The sequence below is a fragment of the Exiguobacterium sp. s95 genome, from assembly GCF_018618655.1.
GTDB classification, from domain to species: domain Bacteria; phylum Bacillota; class Bacilli; order Exiguobacteriales; family Exiguobacteriaceae; genus Exiguobacterium_A; species Exiguobacterium_A oxidotolerans.
This window is the reverse complement of the sequence record NZ_JACSMM010000001.1, coordinates 101,228-121,974: the sequence shown is the minus strand read 5'-3', so window position 1 is coordinate 121,974 and position 20,747 is coordinate 101,228. Positions and strand designations below refer to the sequence as shown.

Below are 20,747 nucleotides of genomic sequence, written 5' to 3'. Positions count from 1 at the left end.
GTAAGAAAAGAGAAAAACGGGTTTCCCCGTTCCTCTTCCTGCTCTGTAATTGATTATTTCAGTAAGACGTCTTCCAGCTCTTTTAACCCTTTTTCACGTTCAATCGGGTCCCAGAAGCCCCATGTCGTTGATAGCTGATGAACTTGATCTTTTTTTACTGCCGTTAATCCTTTCCAGACCTTTCCGTTTGTTACTTCATCGTAGTAAGGACCGCTGCTGAAGTAGGACAGATCGATGATATGGTCCGGATTGTATTTCGCCAACCCTTCGATGGAAATGTTCTCCCCGAAATCTTTTGGTAAACCTTTCGTCGGTGTTAATCCGATATCGTCAAACAACAATGAGTTTGTCGCATGATTTGTCAGACCGTAAACACGAATATCTTTTTTATTGACCGATACGGCCATAAACGTTTCGTCTTTGACACTGTCCTTGATGCGTTGTCCGATACTCTTCGCTTCTTCCGACAAGTCATCGATGACTGCCTGCCCTTCCGCTTTTTTGTTGACAGCTTCCGCAACTTTCAAATGATCTTCTTTCCAGTCCCCGCCGACTTCGACTGCGACAGTCGGAATCGTTTTTGCCAGTTTATCGTAAAGTGGTTTGTAACGGTCGCTGATGATCAGTAAATCCGGATTGAGCTTAACGATTTCTTCCGGATTAATTTCGTCGGCATATGGTAAGGCTTTCGTTCCTTGCAGTTCTTCCGTCAAGTGGGGCGGAAACTCATTGTCATATGCCATGACCGCATACGGTTTAACGCCGACTGAAACAAGTGAGCCTTCCCATGAGACGTGCGATAAGACGACGACCTTCTTCGGATTATCCGGAACTTCTGTTTTCCCGAAAATATGTTCGACCGTATGGACGGCTGTTGTCTGCTTAGCCGGCTGTTCGCTTGCTTCCCCTCCACATGCAGCTAAAACTGCACATGTCGCAAGGACTGATGTTACCCCTATGATTTTTTTCATTATTTTCTTTTCTCCTCTCAAACTCGTTCTTCATTAGTAATGATAATCATTATCACTTAAAAATGACATGGACGAACCCGTCAACTTTCATGGACAAATCAATCGTTTGTCCTGTTCGATGTAAATCAGGAATTGGCGTAACATATGAATCCGTCCGAGCGGTCCCCATGGATCCCAGTCAACACTGTCCGGACAAAAGACGCGATGCGTGCTGACTGCTTTGAGCGTTTGCCAGGCGGCATCATGTTGAATCCGTTCGATATCCGTCTGTTGGCTCCATAAAATCAATAGATTGTCCGGTTCAATCATTTTCAGTTCTGATAATGTGACAGATTGGTAAACCGTCTCCGGTAAACCGGTCGCACTTGTCATCCCTACATCGTGAAACAAAAAATCAAGCATCGTATGCTGACCCGTTCCATAAAGCCGCACCTCGTCCGGGCGAACCCAAACTACCGCCCACGTCCCCGTCCGGTGCCACGCTATCCGTTCCCGAACGGTTTGTTCCAACCGGTCGACCTCTTCCATAATCGGTTCCAGGCGCTCTTCCCGATCTGTTGCGATTGCCAGCAGACGCAGATACTCGCTCCAACACGTCTGGCGGGGCAATTCGAGGACGTGTTCTGGCGGCGACCAGCTGACATCATGCTGTTTATCGAGATCTGGTGTCTTGATGATCAAATCCAGTTGCATCGATTCAAACACTTCCCGCGGTGCGGGGCGATTGGCGTCATAAAACTGGGTACCTTCCAAATCGGTTAAAAATACAGGTAGGCCACTCGCACCGTATTCCGTCGGATAACTTGGTGCAAGAATCGGTTGCAGACCAAGCGCCAGCAAGTGGTCCTGCAATAAAAGACGGCTGGCGATACCGATGCGGGGTGAAGCACGCTTCAAAAAATGGGTGGGAGACGAACCTGTCCGCTTTTTGAATAAACGGCTAAAATAAAATTCATCTTGCAAACCAACCTTTTGAGCGATTTGTGCCAACGTCATGTCCGGCGACGTCAGCATCCACTCTTTCGCCGTTCGAATGCGGAGTTGATTTAAGTACGCTTTAGGTGTTTCGGCATATCGCTCCTTAAACAGCCGATTAAATGTCGGTACAGACATCCCGAGCTCCACTGCCAGTTCGTTGACGGGACGGTTATCGCCTAGTTGTTCTAGCCATTCTTTCGTCACTTGTTCGAATACATGTTTTTCCTGTTCGTGGCTTAATGTCTCAAGCAACTCATAAACGAGACGCTGTTGGCGTAGCATCCCCTTGACGGTCGTCGGACTCGTACTCATTCTTCGCAACTGTGCGTGAAGTTGTTCTGGATCCTGCCGGTAAAGTGGGCAACGGTCTCCAGTTACGGCAAGATGATAAACAAGACTGCTCTCTTTCGTAGCTGCCAGTACCTCCTGCGTTTGATCGACCCAGGCGCTTTCACCCGGTTGTAGCCGTTGGCGGCCGTCATATAAAAACACCTTGCCGACAACAACAATGATGATGCCCGAATTGACCGGTTGCCGGTCCCCTTCCAGCAACCAGTATTTTTGGATGATTAATGGCTTTAAATTCACTTCCATAGTGTTTGCTCCCTAAAAAAACATTTGACAAAAATTTGCTATTCGATGTAAGTTTAATCGCGTTGATAATGAATATAATTCTCATTTAAAAAGGAGAGACGATTATGGATGCATCTGCACGCCCTCACCCTACAGCTATCGTTCTTTTGATTACGCTTTTTCTGTTTTTCTTATGTAGCGGATTATCACTCTTTTACGGAGCTTTTCCGGTTTCTTCGGATACAGTCCTCGCATCGTTCCATTCGTTTGATGCCAATAACCTGCAGCACCAATTGATTCAAGAAGTCCGCCTGCCGCGTTTAATCTGCGCAGGACTTGTCGGAATTGCCCTGGCTTTGTCAGGAACGATGATGCAGGGATTGACCCGTAACGCATTGGCCGACCCGTCCCTGCTCGGCATTACCCACGGGGCTGGTCTTGGGGTCGCGATTTCCCTGGCTTTTGTTTCTGCCCATTCCTTCTTCAGTTCGCTGATGTTCTCTTTTGGCGGTGCAGCCCTTGGTACAGGGCTCATCGTTCTAATTACGGTTTTTGCACGTGGCCGTTTTTCACCTGTCACGTTGACCGTCGCCGGAGCCGCACTCAGTGCATTGTTCGGTGCGCTTTCAACAGGCATCACTTTGTTCCATCAAGTTGCCCAAGATTTAAGTTTCTGGTATGCTGGCGGGTTATCCGGCTCTAAGTGGGAACATGTCCATGTTCTTCTTCCCATCGTCTTAATCGGTACGGCGATTTCCTTACATATCGCGAGAAGCATGACCGTTCTCTCGCTTGGAGAAGAGGTCGCGGCAGGTCTTGGATCGTCGTTAACGAAAGTCCGGGTTCTCGGATTTTGCAGTATCGTCCTGCTTGCCGGGAGTGCCGTATCCATCGCTGGTGTCATAGGTTTCGTCGGTCTTGTCATTCCACATATCAGTCGTTTTCTTGTCGGAACGAATTATTATCTTCTCCTGCCGGTCAGTGCATTATTCGGGATGACACTTCTCATTGTCTCCGATTTACTCGCACGAATGGTCAATCCCCCGTTTGAAACACCACTTGGAGCCATTACGGCCGTAATCGGGGTTCCTTATTTTCTTTACCTTGCACGACGGAAGGAGTTGGCGATCTGATGGATATGTGGAGCGCTTTTCAAAAATCACGTTTTACGTTTCTTAGCTTATGTGTTCTTCTTATCGTTACATTTTTATACAGCCTCTCAACCGGCATTCTTCCCGTTTCGTTCAGTTCAATCAGCCGGACCATAATCGGGCAAGGAACGGATGCAGAACGGTTAGTCTTGATTGACCTGCGACTGCCCCGGATGCTGCTGGCTCTCTTGATCGGATCAGGTCTTGCTGTTTCCGGGACACTGCTTCAGGGCATGTCACGCAATGCTTTGGCCGACCCGGGTATTCTCGGGATTAATGCAGGGGCCGGGCTGTTTGTCGTCATGACCCTGTTTTATTTTCGCTCCGCTTTACATCAGCTCCCGCTTTTGCCATTCGTCGCTTTTTTCGGTGCAATACTCGTCGCCTGGACGATTTATCGGCTGGCAGGAGCGACTTCACTACAGCCTGCCCGCCTGTTGTTGGTCGGCGTCGGAATCAATGCTTTATGCGGTGCCCTTTTAATCATTTTTCAGTTGAAGATGGATCCAAGAGATTTCCAGCAAGCAACCGTCTGGCTGACCGGAAGCATCTGGCAGGCAGATTGGTCGTCCGTCTTCATGCTTACGCCCTGGATCGTCCTTTTCATCCCACTCGCATTTATGCAGAGCCGTTCGTTGAACTTATTGCAATTGAGCGGTTCACTGCCACAAACCTTAGGACTTCAGGTTGAACGTACCCGTAAACGTATTCTGTTCGTGGCTGCGGCTCTTGCTGGAGCCTGCGTGGCGGCTGGCGGAGGGATTTCATTTATCGGTCTGCTCGCCCCTCATATCGCGAGACGACTCGTCGGTCCGAACCATTACAGTCTGATTCCGGTTGCCGCGCTTGTCGGTAGTCTGCTCGTATTGTTAGCTGATTTAATCGGAAAAAATCTGTTGGCCCCGGCCGATATTCCGGTCGGGATCGTCATCGCCGTTCTCGGTGCACCGTACTTTATCGTATTGCTTTTTCGTAAATGAAGTGTGACCGATTCGTCAAGGCTTTAACGAATCGGTCACATGTTACACACTTTTCGTTTTTTGACCGAGCATCTCATAATATACTTGACTGCTATCGAGTATATAGGACGGTGCCGGCTGACCACGGCGCTCCCGATGACCTGCGAGATGGACATCGCTTGTTTCCCAGGCTTTCCAGTCCTTTTCGGATTCCCAGCGGATTAAAATCACGACTTCCTCATCGCCGCGTGTCCGCTTTTTTTTCAAAACGCTCAAATCAACGAATCCTGGCTGCTGTTCGATGATGCCTTCTCCTGCAAATCGTTCAATCATTGTCTCCGCGTAGCCGTGCTCAACACGAATGGTTTTCAGTTGGATAAACATATGTCTCACTCTCCTCAATTGATAATGAATCTCATTTTCACTATCAATATAACATTATACTCCTTAAAATTGTCAATCCCGTACTAAATTTTATTTCATTTTTTTGAAATTCGAGTAATTCAACGCAAAAAAAAGATACACTCGCGTTCGAATGCATCTTGAACAGGTTAGTTTAGGCGGTTGGTTGCTCCGACAAGAAACGCTCAAACGCGATATCCGGATTATCGGTTTCATAACGCGCGACGAAGGCATGATAGGAGCCGCTGTAGACGATTTTTCCATGATGGAGAAAATGCATCTTGCACGGCAGGTGGGCGACTTCATGCAATATGTGCGTCGACAATAATACGATTTTTTGACGGTCGAGTAACGCACCGATCGCTTCGACGACGAAACGCCGTGACTCCGGGTCGAGCCCGACCGTCGGCTCGTCAAAGATGTAGAGTGTACGATCGAGATGACAGACCGTCCGGATGACCAGCCAGCGTTTTTCACCAGCTGACATCTGACCGAGCCGTAAGTCTTGCAGACGCTCTAACCGGCTTCGCTCCTGTTCGCGTAACGAGGCGACATATGTATCCCATAACGAACGGAACGGCTCCGTCCGGTCACTTTTCAAAATCAACCGGACCAAATCTTTTCCTTTCAGCATCGGCGGAAGCGGTGCCTGCTGCAACTGATAAAGAATCTCCGCCCGTTCAAACGGCGGATGAAACCCGTCCGCCGGGAGCGCCCCGGCGACGACGTCAAACAACGTCGATTTCCCTGATCCGTTTAAACCAATCACGACGTTCAACCGTTCCGGATCGAGATCAAGATCCGCTTTATCTAAAATCATCCGTTTTTCATCATAGCTGTAATCGATTGTCCCGAGTTGCATTTGTCCGTCCCCTTCCGTTAACGATTTGTTTTTGACGTGATCGACAACCGCTGATAGGCAACGTAGCCGACTACTAAATAAACCATGATACCTGTCAGAATCGACAAGCCCATCATCCCGTCACTGACACTGCCTGTCAGGAAGCGGGCTTCATTCAAAATTAAATTCGCCGGATTCAGGAATGAAAAATACGCAAGCAATCGATTATCCGTCAGTTCAAATACATCGATGAAAATGAAGACGGCAAAAATTAAAATCGTCCCGAGCGGTGTCATCGTCTCCGGCTTCAATGGGAGTGCTGCAATCAGCAGGCTACAGGCAAAGACCGGTAACGGGATGATGAGCGCAAGCAATCCGGTCATCAGCACGGTCTTCAGCAACGGTTGATGAAACAAAACCGCCATCATCAGGCTGGCAGCGAACATGTTCAACGTGAGGAAAAACCATTGCGACATGAGACGTCCGAAGATGACCGGGAATTTTTGCCCGGACAAAAACGTATACATCTTCAAAAAGCCGCTCTCCCGTTGGTTGAGTAATGATATGCCAATTCCATTGATTGCAGTCAACACAATCATGATCGCAAAGAATTGAATCATCGCCGACTGAAAGACCGTCCACGTCGGGGAATCCTTGAACCAGTCGAAGTGATTGAGGAGAATGATGACGAGTGGTACGGCGAGCGTATAGAGATAAGCAAACTTATTGAAGAACATTTCTTTGTTGTAAAGCAAAAAGAATTCATAACTTTTCCGCACGCGGTTCCCTCCTAGTGTGTAATCCAATAAAATCCATAATCAAATTGATTCTTACATTATCTTACTATACGCTAACAAAAGAAGAAATGTTTCAAAAAATGGTTTCTTCGAACGTTCTCCCACAGACCAAAAGAAAGGATGTGATCGGAATGAAACGATTGATCGTGAGTGCCGTCTTGGCCAGCTTACTCGCCGGGTGCTCCGAGGAACCGCAAGCACAAAAAATCAAGCCGACGGACGTTACCTTCACGCAAGATAATAAAACAGTTAAAATCATCCCACTGTATGATGCCTATCAGTCATATGTCGATGCGGCACTGAAAGCTCCGACTGAAAATGGAGCGCTGTTCGAAAAATACGTTTTAAAGGAAAACGATCGTATCCGTGAGCAGGAGCAGGTTTCGGAACAGCTTGGTGTCTATAATCCGCTCGACCGACCGATGAACGATCTCAAACACTTAAAAGAAAATGTTACCTACTTACAGCAGCATCAAACCGAGATACAGCAACAAATCAAACAATCGTTACAACAAGCATCAAAACAGTTACCCCGCCAAAACGATTTAGTCGTTCTAGTCGCTCCAATTAATTCAGATAATCCCGTGAATAACAAACGAATGGGTGGTGTGACAGGAATTGCACTCGCCAAAAATCTGTTAGTGCTTTATATCGATCGTGATGTCGATCAATCGATGCTTGCCTATACAGTTGCCCATGAATACCATCACACCGTTTTACTCGAAAAGCTTGGAATTTCATCGATTGCCGATAATATCATTTCGGAAGGAAAAGCGGACTTATTTGCGAAAGGTCTTTATCCAGATGTCAATCCACCTTGGACAGAACCGCTGCTCGACCATTCCTTTAAGCATGTTCTGCATGAAATAAATTCGTATCACGCCAAATTCTCAGACTTACAGAACGGTAATTCTGATTTGCAGATCCCCGGTTGGTCGAATTATGCAATCGGAAATACGATTATGACCGACTTCATTCAGAAAAATCCCGACACTTCCGTTGAAAAATGGACGCATCTACCGACAGGCGATATTTTAGAGCAAAGCGGTTATGCAAAACAATTGACGGCACATTAAAGCGGTTTTGAGTTGATCAGGCAGACCGTCTATTGTGCTTTAATCAACAATCGTTTTAAAAAAATCACCTGCTTTACACGACGCCGAGCGGACGTGTGAAGCGGGTGATTTTTAAACTGAGTTCTAGCGATTGTCCGACAAGTCACTTTTATTTGAGTATCAGTTAAAAGCCGGTATCGCCGTTTCATCATAATTTTCTTCTAAGAACTTTTTGACTTCCGGACTCGTCATCGCTTTCGCAAGCTTCTGAATCGCTTCCGCATCCTGATTGTCCTTCCGGGCAACGAGGGTAATCGCAAAGTCATTCTCGATGCCTTCCGTGACGAGTGCATCCTGTTTCGGCGTCAGACCGAGCGGTGCTGCATAAGCCGGTGTCATGACGACCGCGTCAGCATCATCATAAAGACGCGCGAGCATCAATAAGTCCACTTCCTTGAATTTGTAATCTTGTTTATTCTCAACGATGTCCTTCATCGTATAGTAAGATCCTGTCTTCTTTTTCAATTTAATCGCGTCATGCTGGGCGAGTAACGACAGCGAACGGTCGATGTTCGAGACGTCGTTCGCCATCGCGATGACGGCCCCCTTCGGTAGTTGATCGATTGATTTATATTCTTTCGAGTAGACACCGTAATTGGCAAAATAGATTGGTTCGATCGGAACGAGGTTCGCATCGTTATTCCGATTGAATTCCTCCATATACGGAACGTGTTGGAAGAAGTTTGCATCGACCTCTTTCGCTGCCAGCGCACTGTTTGGCTGAACGTTATCGCTCAGAACGACGACTTCCAGGTTAATCCCGTCTTCCTTTAACTGTGGTTTCACGAGATCAAGAATTTCCGTCATCGGTTTAATCAGTGACGCGACCTTCAAGGTTTTTGTCTCTTCCGTAGAACCGGTATCGCTGTCATCACTATTTCCGCAACCTGCTAAGGCCAGGACAACTATTGTCAACATCATCATCAGTTTTTTCATTTCATTTCCTACTTTCTTTTAACGTTTGTCAATCAATCGTGCTACTCTCGTACCTATGAATTGAATCAATTGAACGAGGATGACCATAATCAGGATCATGTACATCATCAACTCAGTCTGGAATTGCTGATACCCGTACCGTACGGCAAAATCTCCGATGCCCCCTCCACCGACCACTCCCATGATCGTCGAGTAGGAGATAAAACTGACGATCGATGTCGTCAGACCGAGAACGAGTCCGGACCGGGCCTCAACGAATAAAAATTTCACGACAACTTCTCGTGTCGACGCGCCCATTGAGATCGCTGCTTCGATGACGCCTTTTGGTACATCAAGTAACGATTGTTCGACGAGCCGGGAATAATGGGCGATCGCGATAATCGCAAGTGGAACGGTCGCTGCTGCCGTCCCGATGGCTGTACCGATAATCAACCGTGTAAACGGAATCAAAAAGACGACAAGTAACAAAAAAGGAAAGGAGCGGACCGTGTTGACTAGCAGATTCAAACCGGAGAACAGGAAACGATTTTCGAGCAACTGATTTTTCCGCGATAAAAACAGCAGCGTTCCGACCGGCAGTCCGATCAGCACTGCAGCAAGAATCGAGACCCCTACCATCACGAACGTTTGTCCGATGGCAAGTCTGACTTCCCCTGCGTACTCGATTAATATGTCAGGCATCCGCGTTCCCCCGTTCGGTCAGCTGCGTTAAGAACCAACCCGCATCACTCGTGATTTCGGCAACACCTGCAGGTTCAGTCGCGACCGTATCGCGAATCTGACCGTTCTCCATAATCGTGACGCGATTGCAAATACTCTGAATCACGTTCATTTCGTGGCTGACGAGCACGATGGTGACACCAAGCGTCCGATTAATGTTTTGAAGAACCCGTAAGATCTCCGACGTCGTACTTGGGTCGAGGGAGGACGTTGGTTCGTCACATAAGAGTACACGTGGCCGATTGGCAAGCGCACGGGCAATTGCAACACGTTGCATCTGACCGCCGCTCAGTTCGGCTGGGTACTTGTCAGAAAAGGATTCCAATCCGACGAACCGGAGGCAGTCCTGAACCCGCGCGGCACGCTCCTGCTTCTGCACGCGCGCGAGTTCGAGGGATACCAAAATATTCTGTTCGACCGTCTTATTCGCGATCAAATTAAAGTTTTGAAAAATCATCCCGATGTCTTGGCGAACACCCCGCAATTTATGGTGCGGTAAAGCAAGCAAATTGATGCCATCAAACTCAATGTCGCCTTCATCCGGTCGTTCGAGCAGGTTCATCAGCCGAAGCAGTGTCGACTTACCTGCTCCGCTCGCACCGATGATGCCATGTATCTCACCCTGTTCAATCATTAAGGATACTGATTGAATGACGGGTTGTTTGGAAAATGCTTTACTGACCGTATGTAATGTAATCATGTGCCCTCCCCCTTTTGCCATTTTCCATTCTATCGTAAGCTCCCATTCCTTGTCATGCCGAATGCTTTTTTTCTTTCCCGCGTTATCTCGCTAATTAAATAAATCATTCAGTCAAATAAACACATACATCTCATGTTCACCGTTGAGGTCACCTGTATTTTTTTGAAGTCATGAGAGCATATGCCCACTTCTCAACGATTAGACGAAGCACTAATGATTTTTTTTTGAAAATCGATGTCGGCATTATAGTACAATAGACATAATCGGTTTAAAAGGAGTCCACGACATATGAAAACAATCATCTACGATGTTCTTCACAATATCACTTTTTTAATGAGTGGATTTTACTTACTCGGAAAATTATCTTCTCAACCGATTACACAGGATTCTAAACAGTCACTGCGTATTTTGTATGGTCTATGTTTGAGTGTCCTCGCGATTGTGTTGATGCAGATGACGATTGAACCGGCCCCTGGAATTTTAGTCGACTTACGGCATATCCCGGTCATTGTCGCCGCCTATTTCGCTGGCCCATTGCCGACGTTCATCGTGACTGTCGCCATCATCGTTTACCGCTTTACCATCAGTACGAATTTTGCAGCTTATGCAGCATGTTTTTTCATCATCAGTCTCGCTGTCGGCATCTCCCTGATTGTCAAACTGATGCCTTTGTATTCAAAAAAGACCTTCATGACGGTGACGCTTTATGCGACGCTTCTGCACGCTGTCATTTTAGGCATCGTCTTACGCGATACCGGTCAAATCGTCGAAATCCTGTCAGTCATCACCCCTGCGTCTTTCGTCAGTAGCTGGTTGACTTTACTCATCATCCAAGACATCCGGATGACGAAGCTTGCGTTACGGACGTTCCAACATAAAGCGCAAATCGACTTTTTGACGGGTCTTCACAACTCGCGTGTTTTTTCAGATTACTTAACGGACATTAAACGGCAAAGTATCTTCAATGAGCAGCAGGTCGCCCTCGTCATGATTGACATCGATCACTTTAAGTCGGTCAATGATACGTACGGGCATGAGGCTGGTGACGACGTGTTACGTCAATTCTCAAAACGGTTACGTGATGGAGTCGGAGATACTGGCTACCTGTCACGAAATGGCGGTGAAGAATTTTCACTCATCATCACAAATCTTGCGTTAACGCACGTCTTGGCCCTCGCTGAAGAATTGCGTGAGCGCATTGAAACTGCCCCTTTCACGACGCAGACCGGGCAAACACTCCGCGTGACGGCATCCTTTGGTGTCGCAAGCTTTGAAGAGACGACTGCAAATATTGATCATTTAGTCCGCCATGCCGATCAAGCACTGTATGCTTCTAAACAATCCGGTCGAAACCAAGTCACGCTCCATTCCGTACAAGAAGAGATCGCGACGACGACGTGATTCAATTAAGGATGGACGTAATCAAAAAAATCAGCTACGTTTGATAGTAAGGCAGGTGAAGAATATGAAGTTAACAAAAGGACCGTACATTTTCATTGGTCTTCTCCTCGGTTTATTGTTTGGATTTATCGGAGATAATTTTTATCTGTATGTATCCGCCGGGATTTTAGTAGGTGCCTTACTTGAGCTCTATGTCGCGATTCAGCAAAAAAAAGACCGCAACAACAAGAAACGTTCTTAAGGGGGAAATGGTATGGCATTCAGTGACTTGTTTTTATCAACACTCGCCTATATCGGTGTAGCGACGCTCTTGCTCGCAATCGGTGTTGTCCTGTTTGAAGTGACGACGAAATCAAAGGAAATGGAATTGATTCGTCAAGGTAAAAAAGCAGCCGTCTATGCGTTCGGCGGACGGATTCTCGGACTTGCGATCGTGCTTTATTCAAGTATCGCAAACTCTGTCAGCATCCTCGACATGGTTTTGTGGGGGGCTCTCGCGATCGTTTTCCAAATCGTCCTGTTTTATCTTGCCGATCTGCTCATTCCGCGTCTCAGCATGACGAAGGAAATCGATGCCAACAACGAAGCCGTTGGTTTATTGTTATTGTTCCTCTCGTTATCAATCGGCTTAATCATCGCCGGGTCTCTTACATACTAAAAAAAATGACAGAAATCCGGAAGCGGACTTCTGTCATTTTTTTATTTATCTAATTCATCGAGTTCTTGTTGCGAACGCGGGAATCCGTTCGCTTGCCACTCTGATCGGTATATCGAATCAAGCTTCGTCAATCCTACTTCATCCTCGTCTTTATCCGCATCTTGACTCTCATCTTGATCGAGGTGGTCCAAATACTCCTTCAAATGACTCGGCGGGCGGCGTGATTTCATTTTTTTCATAACAAGTCCTGTACCTGCCAATACACCGGCTCCAAATAAAAATCGCTTCCGTAGCTTCATGACTGTTCCTCCTTAAAAAAACGAGTAATGATGCACTACTTATCTATCCCGACTACGTTGAGTCAAGTTCAAACGATTCCGCCACCGCTCCGCAGCGTTGGGTGGGCAAGCAGTTTGATATTTCCGTGTTCTAGAGTCAACACATGATCCGGTTGCCGCTCAAAATAACCGGTTTCGATGACACCACTCCATGACTTCAATTCCCGTACGAAATGGGCGACGTCCGGGACACGATCCAGGGCGACATCCAAAATCAAATGGCCTCCATCCGTCACGAATGCTTCTCCCGCCGTTTCGCGGTGTGTATAGGAAATTCCTTTGTCCGCAAGAAGTCGTTCGACGTGTGTCCGTCCGAACGGTTCGACTTCGACCGGTAAAGGTCCCATCAACTGGCGGACGAACTTCGAGCTGTCTGCGAGATACAACACTTCGCGTGCTTGCAGCGCGACGAGCTTTTCCCGGAACAATGCGCCGCCGCCACCTTTGATGACTTGGAACTGTTCATCAATCTGGTCAATTCCGTCGATGACGAGATCAAGCTGTTCGACATCACGTAACTGACGCATCGGTATTCCGAGCCGCTTGCCCTGTTCTTCCGTCTCAATCGACGTCGCGATCGCTTCGATTTTTAATCCTTCGTCCACTGCTTTTCCTACAGCATCAATAAAATAGCGTGTCGTCGAACCCGTACCGAGACCGAGTGTCATGCCGGGTTTTACATATGCGAGTGCAGCTTGCGCAATCAATGCTTTATCCTGTTCTTGCATCGTTCACCCTCCATTCTCTAATTCCAGTTCACTGATAGTTTTCCCGAATCCTGCGCCTTTTAATCAAAAAACCAGGTGCGACGTCTCCGTCGTACCCGGTTCATGAACGTTAAATGACGAAGAAATAGACGCAACAGAAGTGTGCGAGACTTCCAAGTAAGACAAAGACGTGGAAAATTTCGTGGAAACCAAGGTGCTTGAACGATAATGCGCTTGGTTTCAATCCGTAAATGACTCCACCGACAGTATAAAAGATTCCGCCGAGGAACAGTAAGCCGATTCCGACTGGCGACAGAACTGCGGCAAGCGGCGTGATCGCGAAGACCATGATCCAGCCCATTCCGATATAAAGCGTCGTCGATAACCAACGCGGACTGTTGAACCAGACTAACTTAAATGTGATTCCGAAGACGGCAATCAACATGACGATCGAGAACAATACCCAACCGGTCGGTCCGTTCAAACTGATGAGACAAAACGGTGCGTAGGATCCGGCAATCAATAAATAAATCATCGAGTGATCAAGGCGGCGCCAAATCGCGATCGCCCGGTCACTTGCAAGTACCATATGATAAGTTGCCGAGACGGAATACAGGGCGATCATACTGACTCCGAAAATGATGGCCGCGACAATGGCGATGACCGCGCCCCGTTCAAGTGAGGCCTTGATGACTAGAGCAAGAAGTCCGACAAAGGCAAAGATGGCTCCCCCGAGATGAGTCAATCCATTAATCGGTTCGCGCATATACGTTTTCATAAGTTACCCTCCAAAAGTTATGTAGTTTTCAATACTACATGGCGTTATATAGATATCTTATCATATAGTAGAGAAATAGAAAGCATTACCTGTAAATTTCATGGAGGTTTTTTTAATGACACACGATGACGACAAATTGCGACCGCTCGATCGCCAATTCCAGTTAGACGATATTCCGAACATCGACTTATATATGGATCAAGTCATTCAATTGTTCGAACGGACGTTTGAAGCAACGACGCGGACAGAAGGCGAAACGATTTTGACGAAGACGATGATTAACAATTACGCGAAAAAGAAACTCTTTTTCCCCGTCACGAATAAAAAGTATACGAAGAATCATCTCATTTTGATCAGCTTGATTTATCAACTGAAAGGAACCGTCTCAATCAATGACATCAAAGCAACATTGACTGAATTGAATCAAGGTGTCGCAAACGAGACGCTCAATCTGGAAGCCTTTTATGCAAGCTACCTGGAAAACACGGTACGGAATCTAGAGACATTCGAAGCTGAGCAAGCGTCGGCTGATGAAAACGAACCAATCGATCAGCTGCAACAAATCCTTTCACTTGCACATATGAGCAATCTCTATCGACGTGCCGCCGAACGAATGATTGATCAACTCGACGGTTAACTTCTACCGGGTGCTCATGGTAAAATAGGGAAAATGAAGATGGGGGTGGGCTGTGATGGAGGAAAGCACACGCTTTTTGCATCAGCTCGAAGACGTAGGACAGTATTTTGTTAGCTACCAAGACAATATCTTGATCGAACTTGCTTTTGATCAAACGATTGGTCATTATGCGACAGAATTTTCGACGCTCGAACAGACTGCTGATTACATCGAACTTCACTTACATTCGCACCAGACCCAGGCACTGCTCCTCGCATCGAAAATCCACGCTTTTGATGCGTCTCCGTTTGAGCGCATCACGGAAATGATGTCGATTCAAAGTTTTTTTGCGACGCATCGCATGACGCATCCTGCAAATGCCTTCTCGACCGCTCTGCTGATCAGCCGGCTTAATCCATCAGACGCTCACTTACATCGGACGTTATCCCTTTACCGACTCGCCAAAAAACAACACCGTTTCATCGTTTCCCCTTTACTCGGCTCATTCTTCTTTTTCCAATGTTACAAGCGCGGTGAGGTCGAGCATCTTCTTGCACGAGTGGAAGATGCTTACGATCTGTTGAAGAAACGGTTTGGTCGCGCCCAACAGACCTATATCGTCGCTCTCCTATTTTCACTTTTACCTGAAGACGATTTCGAGGCGTATGTCGACCAATTACGGGCGTCGCACGCACGTTATCGTAAATCTCACATCCCACTTGCGTTCCACGGTCTGCTCGCCTTACTCGGTGATCCTGCCGAACATGCTTCAAAACTCGACCAAATCGTCGAGCAACTCCGCTCGGATGTCCACTTCAAGCATCGAAAGGACTTACTTTTTTTAACGGCTGTCCGGCTCTATCTTGCGAATCATCCGACACTGCAACAACTGTTTGCTCAACTCGCTCCGACGATCGACGACATTGCGACGGAAACAGTCCCCTTTTTACTGTTTCCAATCGATATTACTGACACGTCGCATGCGACAGATGGCGGAATGGTCGACGGCGGATTTGACGGCGATGCGGGAAGTAGCAGTAGCGATGCTTGACGATGATCCTCCAGGAGGTTTCCCATGAAAAAAGTTGCGTACGATACGTATTATTTAGATGAAAATTATTTTGGACAGCCTTATCCGGGACTCGTCTCTTTTTTCAGTGAATATCAACCGAAGGGACACGTGCTCGATTTAGGATGTGGTCAAGGACGGGACGCCTTGTTACTCGGACAGTTGGGTTATACCGTGACGGGTGTCGATCATTCCGTCGTCGGTATCACCCAGCTCAACCAACACGCTTCAGTAAAGGGCTATGTTGTCGAAGGCATTGTCGGCAATGCTTATGCCTTTCCGATTTCCGAACAGATCGATGTCGTGTTGTTAGACTCGATGCTGCATTTCCATAAAATTGATTTAAAGAACGAAACGACGTTCGTAAACAACATCTTGAACCAGTTGCGCGAAGGCGCAGTCTTCGTCAATTGCATGTTGCAAGGGACAAACCGCGAACAGGTATTAAAAAATATTCTTTCTGATTCTCTTTATGAATGGGAAACGCTCGCTGACACATATACCGAATATGCAGAAGCAAATGCAACATTCCATCTGCTCGCCGTAAAAAAGCGAGGTCCCGTTCAGCCCGATTGAACGAAAAAGAAGTCTTTGCCAGACAACCTCTTTATTTGCATTCAAAAAGGCATCGACTCATCTGAAAGAGTCGATGCCTTTTAAGTGCGTGGAACGAATACGATTCGCTCACTTAGTTATCTTGATTCGTTTCCTCGTTCGCTTCGACGTCAGAGTCATCGTCTGCTTCATGCGAAAGATCCGGTTGCTCATCAGACGCATCGTCTGATTTCTCGGCATCCGCTTTTTGGTTTTTTGCTTGATCGTGCTTATCGCGAGTATCCGGTGCCGCGTCTTTATCACGTCCCGCAATTTCATCATTCGTCATCTGATTACCTGATGTAATCGGATCTGTTTCTTTATCGTGTTGTTCATTCATGAGAAATCCCCCTTAACTGAATTAAGCTACAGTTAAGAGTATTCCCTGAACGATTTCCGTTAAACATCAAGAGGTTGCATTTTCTTCGCAAAGTCCGTAATCAACTTATCGAGCGGTTGCGGATGATGCAGATAGTGCCCCTGGACATATAAACGTTCGCCTAGCATTTCTACTTGCTTGTATTGCGATAATGTCTCGACCTCTTGAATGACGAGCGAAACACCGAGCGCCTCCGTCAAGGCATAGACCGACCGGATCATCGACTGTTCGAGCTGATTTTGAGCCAAACGTCGGGTGAAGATCGGATCGAGCTTGACCGCCTGGACCGGTAGATGAAGCAATGAATTGAGCGATGCATAATGGCTACCGAAATGATCGACCGTCAAGCGGTATCCCGCGCTTCGCAACAGTTCAAGGCGCTCAATTGCTTTTTTCCGTCCCGTCTGCAATACTTCTTCCCGAATCTCGAGAACGACACGATCTTGTTTAAAGTTTGCTTGCTTCGAAAAAGACAAGAGTTCTTCTAACAGTTGATTCGACTGAAATTGACTCGCGGAAAGATTGACCGCAACCGAAACCGGTAAGTCGAATTCTGCTTCGAACCGTTCGCGATCGGCAATCGCTTGGCGAATCGTAAATCGACCGATGTCGCCAAAGACCCCCATACGTTCTGCAATTGGAATGAAGTCAGTCGGGCTGACGAATCCGAGCACCGGATGGTTCCAGCGTAATAAGGCTTCGACCGCAACGGTCATCCCTCGCTTCATATCAAGAATCCGCTGGTAATACAGTTCGAATTGCCCGCGTTCTAACGCATGCGTCAACTCTTCTTCAAGAACGGAAGCGAACGGATGCTGTTCGAACTCCCGCTGTTGATTGACGAACAGCATTCCATTTTTCCCATCGAGCTTCACTTGTTGCATCAAGGCCTCTGCCGCATAGACTTGCGTCTGTCGGTTCGTATAATCCCCCGTCAACAAACTGACACCGGACGACGCCGTCAAATGAATCGGTTCAAATCCGATGTCCGCGATCGGCGCCTCGATTGCTGCCATGATGTAATCGGCATACATCGCACCCGTTTGTTCAAACTCTCGTTCATCAAGTGGCGCAAGAATGATGAATTCATTGCCGTCCTTCCGTCCGACAACATGATTCGGAATCGGAACATATTTCAGCCGATCGGCGAGAACTTGTAAAACCCGGTTGCCGACACGGTATCCGAATTTGGCATTGACAGCGTGAAAGTTATCCAGGTTCAAGACCATTAAAAATGCCGGATGAATCGTCACACTTGAAATCAAACGGTTCATGTACCGTTCATTGTACACATCCGTCAAGGCATCTTTAATGACGTATGTTTCGACACTGATCGATTTGCTGATGATATCAGCGTAATGTTCAATCAATGCTAAATCGCTCGCTGAGAAGTCATATGGTCGATCGTCAAAAGCACAAAGCGTTCCGATTTTCTCATTGTCGGCGTTTTTGATTGCGACGCCAAGAAAGCTCCCGTTTCCTAATGCCTTTGTGACGGGATGGTCGACCGTCAATGGACTCGTCAACAACTCATTGATTTGAATTTTTCCTGCATTCTCATCGATGACCAGTTTACAAAGGACGTGGTTGAACACATGCGTCGATCCTTCTTCAATCAATTCTTGATCTTGATTGATTGCTTTGACGATGAAGTTGCTACTTGAATCATTCAGTGCGAAAAATAACGAATTGACGCCAATTTTTTCACTGAGTTTCTCTAAAATTTCTTCGACGAGCGGATGTAAGGCTTCGTAGCGGCTTTGAGAATTATCCATTGTGCTGCCTCCTTTCGTATCATGACATCGGATGAATCGGGAACTCAACGATGAAGCGACTTCCGACACCAACTTCTGACTGAACAGAAATCGAACCCCCATGGTCCATGACGATCATTTTACAAATCGCAAGTCCGAGACCTGTTCCGCCAATTTTCCGGGTATCCGAATTATCGGCCCGGTAGAATTTATCAAAAATGAACGGTAACGCCTTATCCGGAATTCCAATTCCTTCATCTTCGACTTCAATCCGGACGTCCTGCGCTGTCACTTCAGTACGTATCTCGATGTTTCCACCATTCGGTGAGTATTTGATCGCATTCATGGTTAAGTTCGTAAACAATTGCTTCATTTTTTCTTCGCTTGCCATCAAGAGATGCGCCCCTGAACCGAACGCCATCCGAACTGTATGTTCACTGCTCGCTAACTCGAACATCGTTTTCATTTCAATCAGCAGTTTCTTTAAATCAATCGTTCTTTTCGTTGCCCCTTGCGTCAAATCTTCACCCTTTTGAATTTCGAGGATGTCGTGGATCAGCTCAGACAAACGGACGGTCTCGGAATAAATCGTCTCAAGGTATTTCTTTTGACGGGGTCCGTCGAGGGAACGCTTCATCAACAATTCTGTGAATCCCATGATTGAAGAGAGCGGCGTCCGCAGTTCGTGAGAGACGATGGACACGAATTCAGCTTGCTTCAAGTCGAGTTCTTTATCTTTCGTCACATCGCGCAAGACGAGCATCATGCCCCACTCGACGTTCGCAATCGCAATCCGCTCCGCATAGGCACTGAGCAAGAGATTGCCTCGAAAGGCTGACAGTTCAATCGTTTCACCCGGTATATCACCGTTCATCAGCTGACCAATATAATCGTGCAACGCATCCGGTTGGTCGACGTGCTCAAACAGCGATGTCGCCCGCTCGTAGGCATGCCGAAATCCTTGTGCTTGATTCAACAGTTTTGGCGGGAACATATCGAGCAACGCTTGGTTGGCATAGATTTGTTCGCCACTACTCTCGATGTAGAGGACTGCTTCGCGAATCGAATCGAGTAACTGGTACGTCTTGATTTTTTCATGCTCCATCTGATGGAACAAGAGGTGTCGCTCTAACGTCATCCCGAGCTTGCGTGACAAGTCTAAGATGTCTCCGACTTGTTCTAAATTAAATTGCTCGAACTCATGCTTTAAATAAATCAACCCGACGACACTGTTGTTACTCGGTGACTGGATTGGAATCGCGGACTCATATCCTCCTGTTTCAATCGGCAGTTGGACGGACTTTCGCATCACGAATGCACGGCGCAAAACGGAATATTGATCTAAGTCCTTTTCAATCAACTCCATCTCTTCCACCGCCTCTGTCACGACATGACTGAGTTGTTCGCGCCGGTAGAGAATGATTGCACCACGCGTCAATCCGATGAGCGGAAGCAGCTTCAACAGAAGCGTCTCGCACGCAGATTCGACGTTTTGTGTCGCGAGTGTTTCCATGATTTCATTTCGGTGTCTTAATTTATCTTCGGCTGCGAGCAAGTCGTGTTTCAGCTGACCGATTTGTTGCTGATCCGTCGTGACATCCGCACTTTGCTCGATCGAAGGAAACGATCCACTCTTCAAACGATATGGTCGTGTTTTTTTAGTTGGACGGTACCGCATGACTTTTTTCAATGAATTTTTTCCTCCTAGCTGAAAAATCGTTTCTAAAATTATACCACGCGTATGAGAAGGCCGGCATACATCATTTGAATTCTTCTTGCTTCAGTAAGGAGCGGAAGGACACTTCAAATTGCTCGTTTTCTAGGCGCGTTCGCTTTTTCGGTCCCTTCGTCCGTCCGCCGGCCCGACGAATTTGTTGGCCGACATGCCGCGTATGCAAGAGAAAATCAATATTGTCATCTGTAAAAATTCGTCCATTCTGGTCAATCGGTCGTCCTTTACGCGCTAAGGCAAGTGCCGCCAGTCCATAATCTTGTGTGACGATGATATCACCCGGTGAAATCCGGTTGACGATTGCATAATCGACCGCATCCGGACCTTGTCCAATTGTAATCGTCGTCGCCCCCGCCCGGTTAAATTCATGCGCTGTATCACAGACTAAAAACACGTCCACCCCGGCGCTTAACCGGATTGTCAAATCAACGACCGGACACCCATCGGCATCGACTAATACTTTCATTTCCCTCTTCCTCTCTGTTTACCTATCTGTTTACCTATCTGTTTACCTATCTGTCCTAAGTGTCCGCGAGAAACAGAAACACTGTCAAGCGAATCGCTATAAGTTGACCCGA

24 protein-coding genes are annotated in these 20,747 nt (G+C 47.1%); 9 read left to right on the top strand and 15 right to left on the bottom strand.

What is annotated here, in order from left to right:
* Nucleotides 1-53: 53 nt before the first annotated feature.
* Together KNP99_RS00625 and KNP99_RS00620 are read right to left on the bottom strand one after the other, a co-directional pair.
* Entirely contained in the window at nt 54-971 is a 918-nt protein-coding gene (locus tag KNP99_RS00625) for an ABC transporter substrate-binding protein (protein ID WP_214804907.1), read from the bottom strand.
* A gap of 87 nt (nt 972-1,058) precedes the next feature.
* Nucleotides 1,059-2,543 (bottom strand): helix-turn-helix domain-containing protein, encoded by a 1,485-nt coding sequence (locus KNP99_RS00620; protein WP_215192968.1) that lies wholly within the window; start codon nt 2,541-2,543, stop codon nt 1,059-1,061.
* 104 nt (nt 2,544-2,647) lie between these two features.
* Here KNP99_RS00620 and KNP99_RS00615 point away from each other — a divergent pair, with 104 nt between their 5' ends.
* Both KNP99_RS00615 and KNP99_RS00610 read left to right on the top strand, forming a co-directional pair.
* A complete protein-coding gene (locus KNP99_RS00615) occupies nt 2,648-3,655 on the top strand; it encodes a FecCD family ABC transporter permease (RefSeq protein WP_214811111.1) in 1,008 nt (335 codons plus the stop codon).
* Nucleotides 3,655-4,653 carry a FecCD family ABC transporter permease gene (locus KNP99_RS00610; protein ID WP_088836816.1) on the top strand — a complete coding sequence of 333 codons (999 nt, stop codon included), beginning with the start codon at nt 3,655-3,657 and terminating at the stop codon, nt 4,651-4,653. Before KNP99_RS00615 ends, KNP99_RS00610 begins: the two co-directional genes overlap by 1 nt.
* 42 nt (nt 4,654-4,695) lie before the next feature.
* Here KNP99_RS00610 and KNP99_RS00605 read toward each other — a convergent pair whose 3' ends face one another.
* The 3 genes from KNP99_RS00605 to KNP99_RS00595 form a co-directional block, all read right to left on the bottom strand.
* Nucleotides 4,696-5,016: an antibiotic biosynthesis monooxygenase gene (locus tag KNP99_RS00605; protein ID WP_214767482.1), complete on the bottom strand. Its 321-nt coding sequence runs from the start codon at nt 5,014-5,016 to the stop codon at nt 4,696-4,698.
* 172 nt (nt 5,017-5,188) lie between these two features.
* Nucleotides 5,189-5,896 (bottom strand): AAA family ATPase, encoded by a 708-nt coding sequence (locus tag KNP99_RS00600; RefSeq protein ID WP_088836814.1) that lies wholly within the window; start codon nt 5,894-5,896, stop codon nt 5,189-5,191.
* A 17-nt stretch (nt 5,897-5,913) separates the two neighbouring features.
* The gene (locus KNP99_RS00595) at nt 5,914-6,654 is read right to left on the bottom strand and encodes a hypothetical protein (RefSeq protein ID WP_214801237.1); all 741 of its coding nucleotides are present in this window, start codon (nt 6,652-6,654) and stop codon (nt 5,914-5,916) included.
* A 149-nt stretch (nt 6,655-6,803) separates the two neighbouring features.
* On the opposite strand from KNP99_RS00595, the gene KNP99_RS00590 reads away from it, so the two are divergent.
* Nucleotides 6,804-7,748, top strand: coding sequence for a DUF2268 domain-containing putative Zn-dependent protease (locus KNP99_RS00590; RefSeq protein ID WP_215192967.1), 945 nt, complete (start codon nt 6,804-6,806; stop codon nt 7,746-7,748).
* Nucleotides 7,749-7,907: 159 nt separating this feature from the next.
* On the opposite strand, the gene KNP99_RS00585 is transcribed toward KNP99_RS00590, so the two are convergent.
* The 3 genes from KNP99_RS00585 to KNP99_RS00575 are packed head-to-tail and all read right to left on the bottom strand — an operon-like array spanning nt 7,908 to nt 10,143.
* Complete coding sequence (locus KNP99_RS00585; RefSeq protein WP_214767473.1) at nt 7,908-8,723, bottom strand: MetQ/NlpA family ABC transporter substrate-binding protein; 816 nt, start codon at nt 8,721-8,723, stop codon at nt 7,908-7,910.
* A gap of 18 nt (nt 8,724-8,741) precedes the next feature.
* On the bottom strand, nt 8,742-9,404 hold the full coding sequence (locus tag KNP99_RS00580) for a methionine ABC transporter permease (protein ID WP_215192966.1): 663 nt from the start codon (nt 9,402-9,404) through the stop codon (nt 8,742-8,744).
* Entirely contained in the window at nt 9,397-10,143 is a 747-nt protein-coding gene (locus KNP99_RS00575; RefSeq protein ID WP_215192965.1) for a methionine ABC transporter ATP-binding protein, read from the bottom strand. Before KNP99_RS00575 ends, KNP99_RS00580 begins: the two co-directional genes overlap by 8 nt.
* A 288-nt stretch (nt 10,144-10,431) precedes the next feature.
* Between KNP99_RS00575 and KNP99_RS00570 the strand changes: the two genes are divergently transcribed.
* The 3 genes from KNP99_RS00570 to KNP99_RS00560 all read left to right on the top strand — a co-directional run bounded on the left by KNP99_RS00570 (nt 10,432) and on the right by KNP99_RS00560 (nt 12,202).
* Entirely contained in the window at nt 10,432-11,544 is a 1,113-nt protein-coding gene (locus KNP99_RS00570) for a GGDEF domain-containing protein (RefSeq protein ID WP_215192964.1), read from the top strand.
* Between the two features lie 64 nt (nt 11,545-11,608).
* Nucleotides 11,609-11,785, top strand: coding sequence for a hypothetical protein (locus tag KNP99_RS00565; protein ID WP_167331096.1), 177 nt, complete (start codon nt 11,609-11,611; stop codon nt 11,783-11,785).
* Nucleotides 11,786-11,797: 12 nt separating this feature from the next.
* Nucleotides 11,798-12,202, top strand: a complete 405-nt coding sequence (locus KNP99_RS00560) for a DUF350 domain-containing protein (RefSeq protein ID WP_029333388.1) — start codon at nt 11,798-11,800, stop codon at nt 12,200-12,202.
* 41 nt (nt 12,203-12,243) lie between these two features.
* Here the strand turns inward: KNP99_RS00560 and KNP99_RS00555 are convergent, their stop codons facing one another.
* From KNP99_RS00555 to trhA, 3 genes are all read right to left on the bottom strand, one after another.
* Nucleotides 12,244-12,501 (bottom strand): hypothetical protein, encoded by a 258-nt coding sequence (locus tag KNP99_RS00555; protein ID WP_214801210.1) that lies wholly within the window; start codon nt 12,499-12,501, stop codon nt 12,244-12,246.
* 68 nt (nt 12,502-12,569) lie between these two features.
* On the bottom strand, nt 12,570-13,268 hold the full coding sequence (rpiA, locus tag KNP99_RS00550) for a ribose-5-phosphate isomerase RpiA (protein ID WP_214767460.1): 699 nt from the start codon (nt 13,266-13,268) through the stop codon (nt 12,570-12,572).
* A gap of 109 nt (nt 13,269-13,377) precedes the next feature.
* Nucleotides 13,378-14,025, bottom strand: a complete 648-nt coding sequence (trhA, locus tag KNP99_RS00545; RefSeq protein WP_215192963.1) for a PAQR family membrane homeostasis protein TrhA — start codon at nt 14,023-14,025, stop codon at nt 13,378-13,380.
* Nucleotides 14,026-14,140: 115 nt separating this feature from the next.
* Between trhA and KNP99_RS00540 the strand changes: the two genes are divergently transcribed.
* From KNP99_RS00540 to KNP99_RS00530, 3 genes are read left to right on the top strand one after another with little or no spacing between them, the layout of a single operon-like run.
* On the top strand, nt 14,141-14,662 hold the full coding sequence (locus tag KNP99_RS00540; RefSeq protein ID WP_215192962.1) for a DUF1836 domain-containing protein: 522 nt from the start codon (nt 14,141-14,143) through the stop codon (nt 14,660-14,662).
* Nucleotides 14,663-14,717: 55 nt separating this feature from the next.
* Complete coding sequence (locus KNP99_RS00535; RefSeq protein ID WP_215192961.1) at nt 14,718-15,692, top strand: DUF4003 family protein; 975 nt, start codon at nt 14,718-14,720, stop codon at nt 15,690-15,692.
* 24 nt (nt 15,693-15,716) lie between these two features.
* Complete coding sequence (locus tag KNP99_RS00530) at nt 15,717-16,286, top strand: class I SAM-dependent methyltransferase (RefSeq protein WP_215192960.1); 570 nt, start codon at nt 15,717-15,719, stop codon at nt 16,284-16,286.
* Between the two features lie 112 nt (nt 16,287-16,398).
* On the opposite strand, the gene KNP99_RS00525 is transcribed toward KNP99_RS00530, so the two are convergent.
* The 4 genes from KNP99_RS00525 to KNP99_RS00510 form a co-directional block, all read right to left on the bottom strand.
* The gene (locus KNP99_RS00525; protein ID WP_214845452.1) at nt 16,399-16,644 is read right to left on the bottom strand and encodes a hypothetical protein; all 246 of its coding nucleotides are present in this window, start codon (nt 16,642-16,644) and stop codon (nt 16,399-16,401) included.
* Between the two features lie 59 nt (nt 16,645-16,703).
* Nucleotides 16,704-18,458, bottom strand: a complete 1,755-nt coding sequence (locus KNP99_RS00520) for an EAL domain-containing protein (RefSeq protein WP_215192959.1) — start codon at nt 18,456-18,458, stop codon at nt 16,704-16,706.
* Between the two features lie 19 nt (nt 18,459-18,477).
* Nucleotides 18,478-20,127, bottom strand: a complete 1,650-nt coding sequence (locus tag KNP99_RS00515) for a sensor histidine kinase (protein ID WP_251132133.1) — start codon at nt 20,125-20,127, stop codon at nt 18,478-18,480.
* A 70-nt stretch (nt 20,128-20,197) separates the two neighbouring features.
* Nucleotides 20,198-20,635: a YaiI/YqxD family protein gene (locus KNP99_RS00510; RefSeq protein WP_088836799.1), complete on the bottom strand. Its 438-nt coding sequence runs from the start codon at nt 20,633-20,635 to the stop codon at nt 20,198-20,200.
* Nucleotides 20,636-20,747 lie beyond the last annotated feature (112 nt).

Bases quoted from the DNA above. Each gene is read 5' to 3' on its own strand.
- KNP99_RS00625 (WP_214804907.1), bottom strand. From the start codon at position 971: ATGAAAAAAATCATAGGGGTAACATCAGTCCTTGCGACATGTGCAGTT.
- KNP99_RS00620 (WP_215192968.1), bottom strand. From the start codon at position 2,543: ATGGAAGTGAATTTAAAGCCATTAATCATCCAAAAATACTGGTTGCTG.
- KNP99_RS00615 (WP_214811111.1), top strand. From the start codon at position 2,648: ATGGATGCATCTGCACGCCCTCACCCTACAGCTATCGTTCTTTTGATT.
- KNP99_RS00610 (WP_088836816.1), top strand. From the start codon at position 3,655: ATGGATATGTGGAGCGCTTTTCAAAAATCACGTTTTACGTTTCTTAGC.
- KNP99_RS00605 (WP_214767482.1), bottom strand. From the start codon at position 5,016: ATGTTTATCCAACTGAAAACCATTCGTGTTGAGCACGGCTACGCGGAG.
- KNP99_RS00600 (WP_088836814.1), bottom strand. From the start codon at position 5,896: ATGCAACTCGGGACAATCGATTACAGCTATGATGAAAAACGGATGATT.
- KNP99_RS00590 (WP_215192967.1), top strand. From the start codon at position 6,804: ATGAAACGATTGATCGTGAGTGCCGTCTTGGCCAGCTTACTCGCCGGG.
- KNP99_RS00585 (WP_214767473.1), bottom strand. From the start codon at position 8,723: ATGAAAAAACTGATGATGATGTTGACAATAGTTGTCCTGGCCTTAGCA.
- KNP99_RS00580 (WP_215192966.1), bottom strand. From the start codon at position 9,404: ATGCCTGACATATTAATCGAGTACGCAGGGGAAGTCAGACTTGCCATC.
- KNP99_RS00575 (WP_215192965.1), bottom strand. From the start codon at position 10,143: ATGATTACATTACATACGGTCAGTAAAGCATTTTCCAAACAACCCGTC.
- KNP99_RS00570 (WP_215192964.1), top strand. From the start codon at position 10,432: ATGAAAACAATCATCTACGATGTTCTTCACAATATCACTTTTTTAATG.
- KNP99_RS00565 (WP_167331096.1), top strand. From the start codon at position 11,609: ATGAAGTTAACAAAAGGACCGTACATTTTCATTGGTCTTCTCCTCGGT.
- KNP99_RS00560 (WP_029333388.1), top strand. From the start codon at position 11,798: ATGGCATTCAGTGACTTGTTTTTATCAACACTCGCCTATATCGGTGTA.
- KNP99_RS00555 (WP_214801210.1), bottom strand. From the start codon at position 12,501: ATGAAGCTACGGAAGCGATTTTTATTTGGAGCCGGTGTATTGGCAGGT.
- rpiA (WP_214767460.1), bottom strand. From the start codon at position 13,268: ATGCAAGAACAGGATAAAGCATTGATTGCGCAAGCTGCACTCGCATAT.
- trhA (WP_215192963.1), bottom strand. From the start codon at position 14,025: ATGAAAACGTATATGCGCGAACCGATTAATGGATTGACTCATCTCGGG.
- KNP99_RS00540 (WP_215192962.1), top strand. From the start codon at position 14,141: ATGACACACGATGACGACAAATTGCGACCGCTCGATCGCCAATTCCAG.
- KNP99_RS00535 (WP_215192961.1), top strand. From the start codon at position 14,718: ATGGAGGAAAGCACACGCTTTTTGCATCAGCTCGAAGACGTAGGACAG.
- KNP99_RS00530 (WP_215192960.1), top strand. From the start codon at position 15,717: ATGAAAAAAGTTGCGTACGATACGTATTATTTAGATGAAAATTATTTT.
- KNP99_RS00525 (WP_214845452.1), bottom strand. From the start codon at position 16,644: ATGAATGAACAACACGATAAAGAAACAGATCCGATTACATCAGGTAAT.
- KNP99_RS00520 (WP_215192959.1), bottom strand. From the start codon at position 18,458: ATGGATAATTCTCAAAGCCGCTACGAAGCCTTACATCCGCTCGTCGAA.
- KNP99_RS00510 (WP_088836799.1), bottom strand. From the start codon at position 20,635: ATGAAAGTATTAGTCGATGCCGATGGGTGTCCGGTCGTTGATTTGACA.